A 12,445-nucleotide genomic window follows, 5' to 3' on the forward strand; every position below is an offset into this window, starting at 1 on the left:
TCCGATGACAGCTAACGGACCCTTGTGATCCGCAACACTTCAGCTACGGACTGGCGGCCAGGAACACGAACGCGGCGAACAACGCCAGGTGGACGCCACCGTGCAGCAGCGTCGCGCGGCCGGGAACGATGGTGAGCGTGCCCACCGCGACGGTGAGCGCGAGCAGCACCATCTGGGTGGCACCCAGGCCGAGCACCAGCGGGCCGCTGAGCCAGATCGTCGCGATCGCGATCACCGGGATGGTCAGGCCGATGCTGGCCATGGCCGAACCCAGGGCCAGGTTCAGGCCGATCTGCACGCGATTGCGGCGCGCGGAGTTCACCGCGGCCAGCGTCTCGGGCAGCAGCACCAGCATCGCGATCACCACGCCGACCGCCGACTGCGGCAGCCCGGCGGAGTTCACCGCCGACTCCAGCGTCGGCGAGACCACCTTGGCCAGGCCGACCACGCAGATCAGGGCCAGCACCAGCAGACCGAGGCTGCTCAGCGCGGTCTTCTTCGACGGCAGCGCACCGTGCGGGTCATCGTCGTCGTCCACCGCGCCGCCGTCCTCGACGGGCAGGAAGTCGTCGGGATGACGCACCGTCTGCACCATCACGAACAGGCCGTAGAGCAGCAGCGAGGCGACCGCGGCGAAGGCCAGCTGGGCCACCGAGAACTCCGGGCCGGGTTTGCTGGTGGTGAAGGTGGGCAGCACCAGACTCAAGGTCGCGATGGTGGCCACCGTCGCCAGGGCGGCGCCGGTGCCCTCGGAATTGAACACCGCGACCCGCCTGCGCAGGGCGCCGACCAGCAGCACCAGGCCGAAGATGCCGTTGCAGGTGATCATCACCGCGGCGAAGACGGTGTCGCGCGCCAGCGAGGCCGCCTTCTCCCCGCCCGAGACCATCATGGTGACGATCAGCGCGACCTCGATCACGGTCACCGCGACCGCCAGCACCAGCGAGCCGAACGGTTCACCGACCCGGTGGGCCACCACCTCCGCGTGGTACACCGCCGCCAGCACGGCGCCGACCAGCGCCAGACTCACCAGCGCGACGATCAATCCCGGCACGGAACGCCCCCAGCTGAGTGCGAGCACGAGGGCGGCGAGTATGGGCACGTACAGGGTCCATCTGGTCGTCAACGCGGCAATCATGCCCCCCATCCTTCCAGGTGTGTCCGAATTGCCCGGAGATCACGGATTCCCTCGATGGATTCACTCCACGCGCCCCGATGGGGAACAATTCAGCGCGTGCGGACCCAGTTCACCCTCGAGCTCGTCGAGTTGTCCAACGAGCTCACCCTCATGTCGCGCCTGGCCCACGATGCGACCGAACGGGTCACCGAGGCGCTGGCAGGCGCCGATCTCGCGGCGACCTACGAGGTCTTCGCGCTCGACGAGCGACTCCAGGAGATGTTCGCCGCCTGCGAAACCCGGACCATGGCACTGCTCGCGCTCCAGGCCCCGGTCGCGCGCGACCTGCGCCATGTGGTGACCGCGATCCAGATCGCCGGGGAGCTCTCGCGCATCGGCAGGCGCACGGAAACCGCTGGGCAGTACGTCTATCGGGCGCATCCGCGCGCGGTCGCGCCCGCGCCGGTGCTCGCCGCGCTGGTGGCCATGGGCACGCTGGCCGCGGAATGCGTTGCGCGGGTGAGTTCGTCGGTGGCGACCGGCCGGTTCGTCGCCGACGACGGCACCGACGCCGATGCCATGAGCGCCCTGTGCGCCGAGCTGCGCACCGCCCTGATCGCACCGGCGGCACAGGTCGACGCGGGCGCCGCGATCGATCTGGCCCTGCTGGGCAGTCAGTTCCAGCGCTGCGCCGATCACGCCGCGCGCATCGCCCGCCTGATCCGCTTCCTGGACACCGGAATTCCGCCCGAGGCCGGTTCGCTGGCGGATTGACGTGAAATACGTCACCATCTGTTTGCCCGGTGATTCCGGGGGTCACCTCACTCGATAGGCGAACGCTATCGAGGCGCGCGCGTCGCGCTCGACTCCACCGGGTACGGCCGATAGGTTGTGCCGGTTCATCTCTCGACGAAGCATGTGGGTGGTACGGGCATGAAATGGTCCTCGATCAGCGGCTCTCCGATCGGCAAGGCGGTGCTGGCGCTGGCCGCGGCGGCGATCTTCGCCATCGCGCTCACAGTCGCGAACACGTTGCTGGACAAGGTGAGTCCCACCGTGCCCGGCCCCGGCTCGGCGGGCGCGGCGACGGTGTCGGGCAAGGAGATCGGGGATCTGGTCGCCAAGCTGGTCGTGGCGAAAGAGGGCCCGATGACCGGCTACACCCGGGAGAAGTTCCCGCACTGGGACACCAACAAGCCCGAGCACGGCTTCGGCGGCGACCTCGCCCAGTACACCAAATGCACCAGCCGCGAAGTGATGATGCTGCGTGACGCCACCGGCAAGGTCACCCTCGACCCCAAGACCTGCGAGCTGAACATCCCCGCGGGCGCGGGCTGGCAGGACCACTACGGCTTCATCGACAAGAAGACCGGCCAGCTCGGCCCGTACAAGTTCATCACCGACCCGTCCAAGGTCGACGCCGAACACATTGTGGCGCTGGCCGAAGCGTGGCGCTCCGGCGCGGCCGACCGCGACGAGGACACCCGCCGCCGCATCGCCAACGACTCGCTCAACCTCGTCGCCGCCGACCCCTCGGCCAACCGCTCCAAGGGTGACCAGGACCCGGCGAACTACCTGCCGCCGGGCAATTTCCGGTGCGCCTATGTCGAGCACTACGTCAAGGTGAAGATAAAATACGCGTTGACCGTTGATACCGCCGAGCACACCGCGTTGCGCACCGCAGTCGACGACTGCGTCCGTCGAGGAGAGTTCAAATAAGCGAGTCCATCGAGATCACCGCCGAGAGCGCCGTCATGACCGAAGAGGAAGGGACGGTGTCGGGCGAGCTCGATGTCATGCTCGACGACACCGGTAGAGGTCTCGTCCGCTATCGGGGTACCGACACCTGGTACACGATCGGCAATATCGAGGCCGAACCCCCACGCACCTGGGACACCGTCGCCGACCTGGTGAAGGCGATCAAGAAGGTCGCGGGCACGCGCGACGTGGCGGGCAACACCGTCGTTTTCGAGGCCTGATCGCGGGAGCTGGCAATCTGGTAGTTATGCCGATCGCCTCTCGACGTCCCCCGCCCGATGAGATCGCCTGGTCCGCGCTGGGCCGCCGCCTGCCACTCACCGCCGCGTTGATCGCGGCCGCCGCGGTGGTGGTCGCGGTGCTGACCTGGCAGGTCGACAGCGGCGCCGCCGTCACCCGGCTGGACGCGCGCGTCCTCGACTGGATGATCGCGCACCGCGGCGAACCCCTCACCTCGGTGGCCCGGGTGATCACCGATCTCGGCGACACCCTGTCGATGACGGTGCTCGCCACGATCACCGTGTGCTGGCTGCTGTGGCAGCGGCACTGGGCGTGCGCGGTGCTGGTCGCGGTCACCTCGCTCGGTGCGGGCCTGCTCGTCGTGGTGATCAAGCAGCTCGTGGGCAGGAATCGTCCGCCGGAGCTGAGCAGGCTGGTCTACGAACCGAGCCTGTCGTACCCGTCCGGACACACCCTGGGCAGCACGGTGGTGGTCGGCATCGTGGCCATCACGCTGATCCCCCGGCTGCGGCGGCAGTGGGTGCGCGTCGTCGCGACCGTGCTCGCGGTGCTGTTCCCGGTCGCGGTGGGATTGTCGCGGGTCTATCTGGGCGTGCACTGGCTCAGCGATGTGCTGGCGGGGTGGACGATCGGGCTGATCTGGCTGGCGGTGTGTGTCACGGTGTTCACCGTGGTGCGGGCCGAGCGGGCGGCGGTCGAGCCGATACCCGCACCGGCTGATCGTTAGGTACCCGCTGCCCGGCGGGTCGGTGCCGGGCAGCGGACGGATCAGCTGGTAGCGGCCGGTTCGCGCTGGACCGGGGCGTCCCAGTCGATGCGGTAGCGGCGTTCGGCGCCCATGGTCTTCTCCGGGTTCATCACCGTGCGGACCATCAGCGGCATGAGCGCGTTCATGATCTTGCGGGCGAGCGGGCCCGGGGTCTTGCTGTGGTTGATCCTGGCCGCGCGGGCGGTGATGTCCTCGACGCGGGTGCGGCGCAGTCGTTCGTAGGCGGCGAAAGCCTCGGTGGGGGTGTCGAGGTCGCGCAGGCAGCGGGCCAGTTGCACGGCGCTCTCGATGGCCAGCGAGGCGCCCTGACCGGAGCTGTTGGACGGGGCGTGCACCGCGTCGCCGACCAGGACCAGCCGGTCGCGATACCAGTGCGGGACCGGCGGCATGATGTGCAGCGCGCCGGTGATCTCCAGGTTCGCGGCGGTGGTGCGGCGGGCGAATTCGCCGCCGGGGGTGTCGGGGGCGTAGGTCTCGCGCAGGACGCGCAGCCAGTGCTCGGCCGGGACGGCGCGGGCCTCGGTCAGCGAGTAGTACTGCGCGCTGGGCAGGTTCGCACCCCAGGTGACGCGGCCGTCGGCGTGCTTCCAGTACAGGTAGTACGCCTTGGCGCCGAAGGCGAAGACCATGGTGTCGTCGGGCAGGGCCGGCTCGCAGTCGATCTGGGCGCCGAAGCCGAGCATGCCGGTGTAGTCGGGCCCGGGGGCCTCGGGGTCGATGAGAGTGCGCACGGTGGAGCGGATGCCGTCGGCGCCGACGAGGAGGTCGGCGGTGGCGGTGGTGCCGTCGGCGAAGTGCGCGGTGACGCCGTCGGGGTGTTCCTCGACGTGGGTCAGGCGCTTGTCGTAGGTGAACGGCACACCGGCAGCGACGGCGTGGTCGTGCAGGGCGCGGTGCAGTTCACCGCGGTCGACGACCTGCAGTGGTGGCTGGTCGGCGAGCATCGGCAGTTCGTGTTCGCGGCCGCCGACGGCCAGGCGCATGTGCGCGCAGGGCAGGGCGATGGCGCGCACGGCCTCGCCCGCGCCGAGCAGGTCGAGGGCCGCCAGGCCGTTGGGTGCCAGGGCGAGGCCGGAGCCGATGCCGTCGGACGGGCCGGAATAGGCCTCGTAGACGTGGGCGTCGATGCCCGCGCGGTGCAGCGCGGCGGCGGTGACGGGTCCGGCGATGCCACCGCCGATGATGAGCGCGGTACGGGTTCGGGACATGGGTGATCTCCAGATCTGTGTCCGCGTCACCCGGTTATCCTGTGGTTGCCTGCCTCGAGGCCGGGTGCGCGTGGGTTCTCCGTGCGAGCACGGTGTCGGGACGGTTTCGCCGGGCCCGGTGGGGTGTTGCCGCACACCATCGGGTCCGGTGTCTGTTCGGGGCGCCGCTAGTCGCTCCCCCTTTCGCCGAGTGCGGGAATCCGGTCGGTGGGCATGCCGTCGGCGTGCCACTGCCGCCAGGCGTCGAGGCCGTCGAAGGTGCCGCTGCGCAGTTCCTCACGCAGGGAATCCGCCCAGGCGCGTTCGGCTTCCAGCATCGCCAGGCCGTATTCGGATTCGACGACGAACAGCCGGGGCAGGGTGCCGGTCAGCGCGGTGAGGTCGTTCCGCGTGGTCTCGATGGTCCGGGTCAGCGTGTCGATCCGGGTGCCGAGCAGGGCGATCACCTCGTCGGGCGGCAGGACCGCCAGGATCGACAGGCCCGCGGTGAACCGGTGGTGTTCGGGTTCCGGCCGCGCGAGCAGGTCCCGGGTCCAGTCGGCCATCTCGGCCCGTCCGGCGTCGGTGATCCGGTAGATCACCCGTTCGGGGCGCGCCCCCTCCCGCTCGCTGCCCACCACCTCGAGGAATCCGGCCTTGGCCATGTTCTGGACCACCGTGTAGAGCGAACCCCACTTGATGTCCATGTCCCGGTCCTTGCCGTGGGCCCGCAGCGTCGCCGCGATCTCGTAGCGATGCATCGGCCGCTGCACGATCACCGACAGCACCGCCAGCGCCAGCAGGTTGTTCACCTTGCGCTTGCCCGCCACAGCCACCTCCTTACTCGTCTACGAATATACGTCTACGAGTAATCGCCGGGCAAGGAGTGTCCAGCGGGGTTATCAGGAACGCCGGGCCGGAATTCCAGCAGGCAGCGCTGTTCGGTCAGGTCCGCCACCGCGTCGAGAACCAGCCCGTGCGCGGCGGCCAGCGCCTGGAATTCCTCGATCCGCCGCTCCCGTCCCCCATAGATGACGAGCATGGCCAGATCCATCTCGCTCATCGCCCGCTGACCGCCGACCGGCTCCACCACCAGCACCCGGCCCGTCGTCCCGGCGGCCTCGGCGCAGCGGGCCAGAATCCGGTCGGCGTGGTGGTCGTCCCAGTCGTGCAGGATGTCGGAGAGCAGGTAGGCGTCGGCCCCGGCGGGCAGCGGGTCGAAGAAGCTCTGCGCGCTCACGTGTGCGCGCCCGGCCAGCCCGCGGGCCGCGAACAGCTCGCGAGCCGCGGTCGCGGTGGGGGCGAGGTCGACCAGGTGGCCGCGGATGTCCGGGTGCGCGTGCAGGATCGCCGCGAGCAAGTCACCACGGCCGCCGCCGACATCCACGAGCGTGGCGAAGCGTGACCAGTCGAACCCGGTGGCGATCCGCGGGGCCTGATCGCGGAACCGCAAGCCCATCTGCTGGTCGAAAGACGTCCGCAGCTCGGTGGATTCGGCGAGATCGGCCCAGAAGTCCTGGCCGTAGCGGCGCGGATAGGCCGCCTGACCGGTGCTGATGCTGTGCGCGAGTTCGACGAAGGCCAGCTCCGCGCGCCCGGCCGCGGAGTCCAGCCGCAGCAGGATGTTCGTGAAGGCGTCACCGGTGCCGAGATGCGCGCCGAACGCGGTCGTTCGATAGCCCGCCGCGGTCTGTTCCACGATGCCCAGGGTCGCGAGGTGGGCGAGCAGGAGTTCGAGGGCGACCGGGTCGGCGTCGAGTTCGGTGGCCAGGGCGGCCGCGGCGGCCGGGTGGTCGGCGAGGCGGCCGGGGAGGCCGAGGGTCACCGCGACCCGCAGGGCCATGGGGGTCGCCAGGCTCGCCATTCGCCGGAGGGTCTGGGCGTCGTCGTCGTTGTGTGCCACGGGAATCCACTGTGGCACGGCGGGTCAGGTCTTGACGGTGAGGTCGTCGTCGGCGCCCTGGTCGAGGAGTTTGGCGGCGATGTCGGTGAGGGCCTGGTCGAGCAGGGCGCGGTCGGCGGGGTCGTCGGAGTTCCAGTCGTCGAGGCGGTCGCCGAGCCAGCGGCGCCAGCCCGCGCGGAGTTTGCCGACCTCGGCGGTGCCGGATTCGGTGAGGGTGAGGGTGCCGCCGTCATCGGCGAGCAGCCCCTCGTCGACGGCATTGCGGAAGACGGGCAGCAGGATTTCGACGGGGACGCGGTGCCGGTAGGCGATGGCGTGCGCGGCGGCGGGATGGCCCTGTTTGTCCGCGAGATAGATCTGGGCGAGGCCCCAGGCGGTGTCGGGGGCCAGCGAGCTGCCCGAGGCGGCCACGATCTGCGGCATGATAGGTCCCTTCGCCCTGGCGCGGCGCACCGTGGTGGCCACCGAGCGTTCCAGCTGGACGATCCGGTCGGGCGAATCGGGCACCGAGAACCCCTCGCCGACATCACCCGCGCCGTGGCGGGCGCTGTCGCGTAATCGCACCTGCGGCAGGAACCAGGCCACCACGAACCCGATCAGCGCCACCGGCACCACCCAGCGGAAGACGTAGTCGATCGAGTTCGCGTAGGCGTCGATGATCGGCCTGGCCTGGTCCAGCGGCAGCTCACGCAGCGCCTTCGGGTCGGCCACCGCGTTGGGCGGCACCCCGGGCGCCTCCCGCATCGCCTCGGCGAGCGCGGCCTGGCTCTGATTCGAGTAGAGCGTGCCGAACACCGCGGTGCCGAACGCGCTGCCCAGCGTGCGGAAGAAGGTGACCCCGGAGGTGGCGGTGCCCAGGTCGGCGTAGGGCACGGTGTTCTGCACGACGATGGTGAGCACCTGCATCGACAGGCCGAGCCCGCAGCCGAGGATCAGCATGTACAGCGATTCCAGCCAGGCGCTGGTGTCGCGGCCCATCGTCGACATCAGCCACAGCCCGATCGCCATCACCGCCATGCCCACGATCGGGAAGTACCGGTACTGCCCGGTGCGCCCGACCACCTGCCCGGAGAACACCGAGGTGACGAACAGGCCGACGACCAGCGGCAAGGTGCGCACGCCGGATTCGGTGGCCGAGGCCCCGTCGACGTATTGCAGGTAGGCGGGCAGGTAGGTCATCGAGCCGAGCATGGCGAAGCCGACGATGAAACTGAGCACCGAGGACACCGTGAACACCCGGCTGCGGAACAACCGCATCGGCAGCATCGGATCGGCGGCGCGCTGCTCCACCCTGATGAAGAAGTAGATGAGTACCACGGCGAGCACGAACAACCCGATGATCTGCCAGGACAGCCAGTCGAACTCGTTGCCGCCGAACTCGAGCCCCAGGATCAGCGCCGAGACACCCAGCGCGATCAGGCCGATACCGAGGTAGTCGACCACGGGCCGCTGCACGGCTTTGAGCCGCGGCAGTGTGCGCGCGGCCATCAGCACCATGACGATCGCGATCGGCACATTGACGTAGAAGCACCACCGCCAGCTCGCGTGGTCGGTGAACAGCCCGCCCAGCGTGGGCCCGACGACGGTGGTCACGCCGAACACCGCGCCGAGCGCGCCCTGGTACTTGCCGCGTTCGCGCAGCGGAATGGTGTCGGCGATGAGCGCCATCGAGGTGACCATGAGCCCGCCCGCGCCCACGCCCTGGATGCCGCGCGCGATCACCAGCACCACCATGCCGTTGGCGAGCCCGGCCAGCGCCGAGCCGGCGATGAAGATGATCGCGCTGATCTGGAAGAGCAGTTTGCGGCCGAACAGGTCACCGAGTTTGCCTGCCAGGGCGGTCGCCACCGCCTCGGCCAGCAGATACGCCGTGACCACCCACGCCATGTGCCCGGCGCTGCCGAGATCGGCCACGATGCTGGGCAGTGCCGCCGAGACGATGGTCTGGTCGAGTGCGGCCATGAGCATGCCGAGCACCACCGTCGCGAAGATGACATTGATCTTGGCCCGGCTCATCGGCTCGACGGGATCGGCTACAGCAACACCCTCCGGCATTGCCCCAGTATGGGCTTCCCCCCGTGGTCGCGGAGTCCAGTGACACGGCAGCAATCAGGTCGAGATCTCAACGCACGGCGTAGGACCCGAGGCCGGGTTCGAGCGCGTCGAAGGCGGTGTGCGCGTAGCCGCGCAGGGCCGCGGCGATGTCGTCGCCGGATTCGCCGGCCAGCAACCGGCGCAGGATCTCCTCGAACAGCACCCGCTGCACGCCCGCGAGCTGCGATGCGGCGACGCGGGGGGTGATGTCGTCGGCGGCGGCGCCGGTGTCCTCGGCGAGCGCCTGCGCCAGCGCCGCCTCGCGGACCTCGTGGAACTCGCGCAGGCGCGCCACCAGCGCGGGACTGTCGGTGATCATCGTCGCGAACGGCTTGCCGCTGAAACCGATCACCGGGTCCTGGGCCTCGACGGCGGCGAGGTAGGCGGTGCGCAGCGCGGCCAGCGCGGACTCCCCCGGCGCCCGATCGCGGACGACGGCGGCGAGCTGGCCGGTGAAGACCGGGCCCAGGTCGAGCGCGAGGTCCTCCTTGCGCGGGAAGTAGTTGGTGACGGTCATCTTGGCGACATCGGCGGCCGCGGCGATCTCGGCGATGGTCACCTTGTCGAACCCGCGCTCGAGGAACAGCTCGGTCGCCCGGTGCGAGATCTGCTCCTTGGTCTGCTGTTTCTTCCTGGCCCGGAGCCCCTGTGTGGTCATGCCGACCAGCGTAGCTGAACTCGTCCCAAAATTGTTCTTGACATATTTTTAGGTCGAGTCTAAGTTTGTGTTCGTCGCCGCCACCCGCACCATCGACGAAGGAGCAGCCGATATGGCCCGATACACGACACTGCGAGATTCGCTCGACGCCACCGTCCGCGCACCGCTCACCACGGAACGCCCCCACCCGGCCACCCCACAGTTCCCTGGCGCACGCCGCCGGAACGCGGGCCAGGTCATCCGCGGGGCACAGACCAGGTCGACGGCCGTGCGCCGCCCGCTGCGGATTCCGGGGCGCTGAGCAACCCGGCGGGCGGGGCGTCCACGGCCCCGCCCGCCCTCCGGCCCACCACGATCTCGCCGTATCGAACGGAGCTCCCTTGAACGTCACCGCCGATTCCGTCCGCGACTACCTCACCGCGATCGCCCGCACTCCCCTGCTCACCCCCGAGCAGGAGTACGCGCTGGCCGCCCGCATCGCCGCCGGGGCCGCGGCGCGCGCCGAGCTCGACGCCGACGCGGCCGCGGGCATCGAACCCACCGCCGAGCGGCGCGTCGAGCTGCACCGCGCCGAACGGGCGGGTCTGCGCGCCAAGGACCAGATGGTGCGAGCGAATCTGCGCCTGGTCGTCTCCATCGCGCGGCGCTTCCCCACCAACACCGGCATGTCGCTGCTGGATCTCATCCAGGAGGGCACGCTCGGCCTGATCCGCGCGGTGGAGAAGTTCGATCACGAGCGCGGGCTCAAGCTCTCGACCTACGCGACCTACTGGATCCGGCAGTCGATCGGGCGCGCGCTCACCGATCAGGGCCGCACCATCCGGTTGCCCTCGAACGTCGCCGATGTGCTGCACCGGGTGATCAAGGTGCGCCGCGAGCTGGCCCAGCAGCTCGGCAGGCCCGCCACCGTCGAGGAGCTGGCGGCGGCCGCGGAGATCGGCGTCGCCCAGGTGGAGACGATGCTGCGGCTCGAGGCCGAACCGGTGTCGCTGCACGCGCCGATCGGCGAGGACGCCGAGCTGGGCGCGCTGCTGCCCGACACCGCGCCCGCCCCGGCCGACGTGGTCGCCGGGCAGATGCTGCGCGGCTATGTCGAGGCCGCGATGACGGGACTCACCGAGCGCGAATCCGCCGTCATCCGGCTGCGCTTCGGGCTCGATCGCGGGGAGGCGCGCACGCTGGAGGAGGTAGGGTCCGAGCTCGGGGTGTCGCGGGAACGAGCCAGGCAGATCGAGGCCAAGGCGATGACCAAGCTGCGCAGGCCCAGCTGCGCGGGCGCGCTGGCCGGCCTGCTCGGCTGACCCCTTCCCTCCTATCTTACTCCGGAGTAAGGTCGGTGCATGGCATGGAAACCAACCGACATCGCGGACCAGAGCGGGCGCACGTTCGTGATCACCGGGGCCAACGGCGGCCTCGGTACCGAGACCACCCGGGTACTGGCGGGCAAGGGCGCCACCGTGATCATGGCCTGCCGCAACGCGGCCAAGGCCCAGCCGATCGCCGAGTCCATCCCCGGTGACGTCCGCGTGGCCGCGCTCGACCTGGCCGACCTGGCTTCCGTGCGCGCCTTCGCCGAGCAGCAGGGCGACTTCGACGTCCTGATCAACAACGCCGGCCTGATGAACGTCCCGTTCTCGCGCACCGCCGACGGCTTCGAGACCCAGTTCGGCGTCAACCACCTGGGCCACTTCGCGCTCACCGCCCTGCTGCTGGACCGCATCGGCGACCGGGTGGTGACCCTGGCCTCCATCGCCCACAAGCAGACACCCAAGCTCTGGATCGACGACCTCAACTACGAGAACCGCCGCTACCAGCGCAATCTCGCCTACGCCCAGGCCAAGCTGGCCAATCTCATGTTCGGCCGCGAACTGCAGCGCAGGCTCACCGAGGCGGGCTCGGCCAAGAAGTCCTACGCCGTGCACCCCGGCGTCTCGGCGACCGACCTGTTCGCCCGCACCGAGACCCCGCTGGACCGGGTGAGCAAGCCGTTCATCAAGCTCGTCGGCCACCCGCCGCACCGGGCCGCGCACTCCACCCTCTTCGCCGCGACCGAACCGGCCGCCGACCCCACCGTCTACTGGGGACCCAACAGGTGGATGCAGTCGCAGGGCCCGGTCGAGGCGTGCCCGTCGAGCGCCATCTCCCGCGATCGCGAACTGCAGCGCAGGCTGTGGGAGGAATCCGAGCGGATGACCGGCATCACCTACAAGTTCTGAGGCCCGACCTGGTCCTACGCACCCTGTAGTAGGCGGGTACCGTGGAGCGCGTGTCCGCTTCTTCGCCCCGCCCGGCGCACAACCGACCGGCCCTCATCGCGCTGGTCGTCGTCGTCGCGCTGGGCTGCCTCGCGCTGGCGTGGTGGCAGTGGGAGCGGTTCGAATCGTCCTCGGGTACCGGCCAGAACCTCGGCTACGCCCTGCAGTGGCCGCTGTTCGCGGCCTTCGCGGTATTCGCCTACGTGCGGTTCGTGCGGCTCGAACGCGAGGCCGAAGCGCCCGCCGACGAGCGCCCGCGCCCGCGTAAGGCGCAGGCTCCGCGCGAGATCCCCGCGGGCATCCTGCCCGAGCGGCCCACCGCCGCGTCGGCCGACGACCCGGAGACGGTCGCCTACAACCAGTACCTGGCGCACTTGCATGCCAGCGACATCGACGCGCAGGTCCGCTCGGCCGGTCTGCACGCCCCAGAGAGGAACGCCGGGTGACCGACAACAACACCACCG

Annotated in this window: 14 protein-coding genes; 8 read left to right on the forward strand and 6 right to left on the reverse strand. The window is 70.0% G+C overall.

Annotation, left to right across the window (positions count from 1 at the left end; translation table 11 throughout):
• Positions 1 to 43: 43 nt before the first annotated feature.
• On the reverse strand, positions 44 to 1,138 hold the full coding sequence (locus ACFC06_RS28810) for a calcium:proton antiporter (protein ID WP_375938558.1): 1,095 nt from the start codon (positions 1,136 to 1,138) through the stop codon (positions 44 to 46).
• A 96-nt stretch (positions 1,139 to 1,234) separates the two neighbouring features.
• Between ACFC06_RS28810 and ACFC06_RS28815 the strand changes: the two genes are divergently transcribed.
• The 4 genes from ACFC06_RS28815 (at position 1,235) to ACFC06_RS28830 (ending at position 3,842) form a co-directional block, all read left to right on the forward strand.
• The gene (locus ACFC06_RS28815) at positions 1,235 to 1,891 is read left to right on the forward strand and encodes a phosphate uptake regulator PhoU (protein ID WP_375938561.1); all 657 of its coding nucleotides are present in this window, start codon (positions 1,235 to 1,237) and stop codon (positions 1,889 to 1,891) included.
• A 159-nt stretch (positions 1,892 to 2,050) separates the two neighbouring features.
• Positions 2,051 to 2,836 carry an HNH endonuclease family protein gene (locus ACFC06_RS28820; RefSeq protein ID WP_375938564.1) on the forward strand — a complete coding sequence of 262 codons (786 nt, stop codon included), beginning with the start codon at positions 2,051 to 2,053 and terminating at the stop codon, positions 2,834 to 2,836.
• Positions 2,837 to 2,871: 35 nt separating this feature from the next.
• The gene (locus ACFC06_RS28825) at positions 2,872 to 3,096 is read left to right on the forward strand and encodes a hypothetical protein (protein ID WP_375938567.1); all 225 of its coding nucleotides are present in this window, start codon (positions 2,872 to 2,874) and stop codon (positions 3,094 to 3,096) included.
• A 26-nt stretch (positions 3,097 to 3,122) separates the two neighbouring features.
• Positions 3,123 to 3,842, forward strand: coding sequence for a phosphatase PAP2 family protein (locus tag ACFC06_RS28830; protein WP_375938570.1), 720 nt, complete (start codon positions 3,123 to 3,125; stop codon positions 3,840 to 3,842).
• Positions 3,843 to 3,883: 41 nt separating this feature from the next.
• On the opposite strand, the gene ACFC06_RS28835 is transcribed toward ACFC06_RS28830, so the two are convergent.
• The 5 genes from ACFC06_RS28835 to ACFC06_RS28855 all read right to left on the reverse strand — a co-directional run bounded on the left by ACFC06_RS28835 (position 3,884) and on the right by ACFC06_RS28855 (position 9,726).
• Positions 3,884 to 5,092 (reverse strand): FAD-dependent oxidoreductase, encoded by a 1,209-nt coding sequence (locus tag ACFC06_RS28835; protein WP_375938573.1) that lies wholly within the window; start codon positions 5,090 to 5,092, stop codon positions 3,884 to 3,886.
• Between the two features lie 167 nt (positions 5,093 to 5,259).
• Positions 5,260 to 5,901 carry a PadR family transcriptional regulator gene (locus ACFC06_RS28840; protein WP_375938576.1) on the reverse strand — a complete coding sequence of 214 codons (642 nt, stop codon included), beginning with the start codon at positions 5,899 to 5,901 and terminating at the stop codon, positions 5,260 to 5,262.
• Between the two features lie 32 nt (positions 5,902 to 5,933).
• Positions 5,934 to 6,974, reverse strand: coding sequence for a methyltransferase (locus ACFC06_RS28845; RefSeq protein ID WP_375938579.1), 1,041 nt, complete (start codon positions 6,972 to 6,974; stop codon positions 5,934 to 5,936).
• Between the two features lie 24 nt (positions 6,975 to 6,998).
• The gene (locus ACFC06_RS28850; RefSeq protein ID WP_375938582.1) at positions 6,999 to 9,029 is read right to left on the reverse strand and encodes an MDR family MFS transporter; all 2,031 of its coding nucleotides are present in this window, start codon (positions 9,027 to 9,029) and stop codon (positions 6,999 to 7,001) included.
• 67 nt (positions 9,030 to 9,096) lie between these two features.
• Positions 9,097 to 9,726, reverse strand: coding sequence for a TetR/AcrR family transcriptional regulator (locus tag ACFC06_RS28855; RefSeq protein ID WP_375938585.1), 630 nt, complete (start codon positions 9,724 to 9,726; stop codon positions 9,097 to 9,099).
• A gap of 67 nt (positions 9,727 to 9,793) precedes the next feature.
• On the opposite strand from ACFC06_RS28855, the gene ACFC06_RS28860 reads away from it, so the two are divergent.
• The 4 genes from ACFC06_RS28860 (at position 9,794) to ACFC06_RS28875 (ending at position 12,427) form a co-directional block, all read left to right on the forward strand.
• On the forward strand, positions 9,794 to 10,027 hold the full coding sequence (locus ACFC06_RS28860; protein ID WP_375938588.1) for a hypothetical protein: 234 nt from the start codon (positions 9,794 to 9,796) through the stop codon (positions 10,025 to 10,027).
• A gap of 79 nt (positions 10,028 to 10,106) precedes the next feature.
• On the forward strand, positions 10,107 to 11,027 hold the full coding sequence (locus ACFC06_RS28865; protein WP_375938591.1) for an RNA polymerase sigma factor RpoD/SigA: 921 nt from the start codon (positions 10,107 to 10,109) through the stop codon (positions 11,025 to 11,027).
• A 39-nt stretch (positions 11,028 to 11,066) separates the two neighbouring features.
• Complete coding sequence (locus ACFC06_RS28870) at positions 11,067 to 11,942, forward strand: oxidoreductase (RefSeq protein WP_375938594.1); 876 nt, start codon at positions 11,067 to 11,069, stop codon at positions 11,940 to 11,942.
• Positions 11,943 to 11,992: 50 nt separating this feature from the next.
• Positions 11,993 to 12,427: a transcriptional regulator gene (locus ACFC06_RS28875; protein ID WP_375938597.1), complete on the forward strand. Its 435-nt coding sequence runs from the start codon at positions 11,993 to 11,995 to the stop codon at positions 12,425 to 12,427.
• The last annotated feature ends 18 nt before the right edge of the window (positions 12,428 to 12,445 follow it).

Origin of the sequence: Nocardia sp. NPDC056064 (assembly GCF_042266925.1) — a bacterium.
In the GTDB taxonomy this organism is placed as follows: Bacteria; Actinomycetota; Actinomycetes; order Mycobacteriales; family Mycobacteriaceae; genus Nocardia.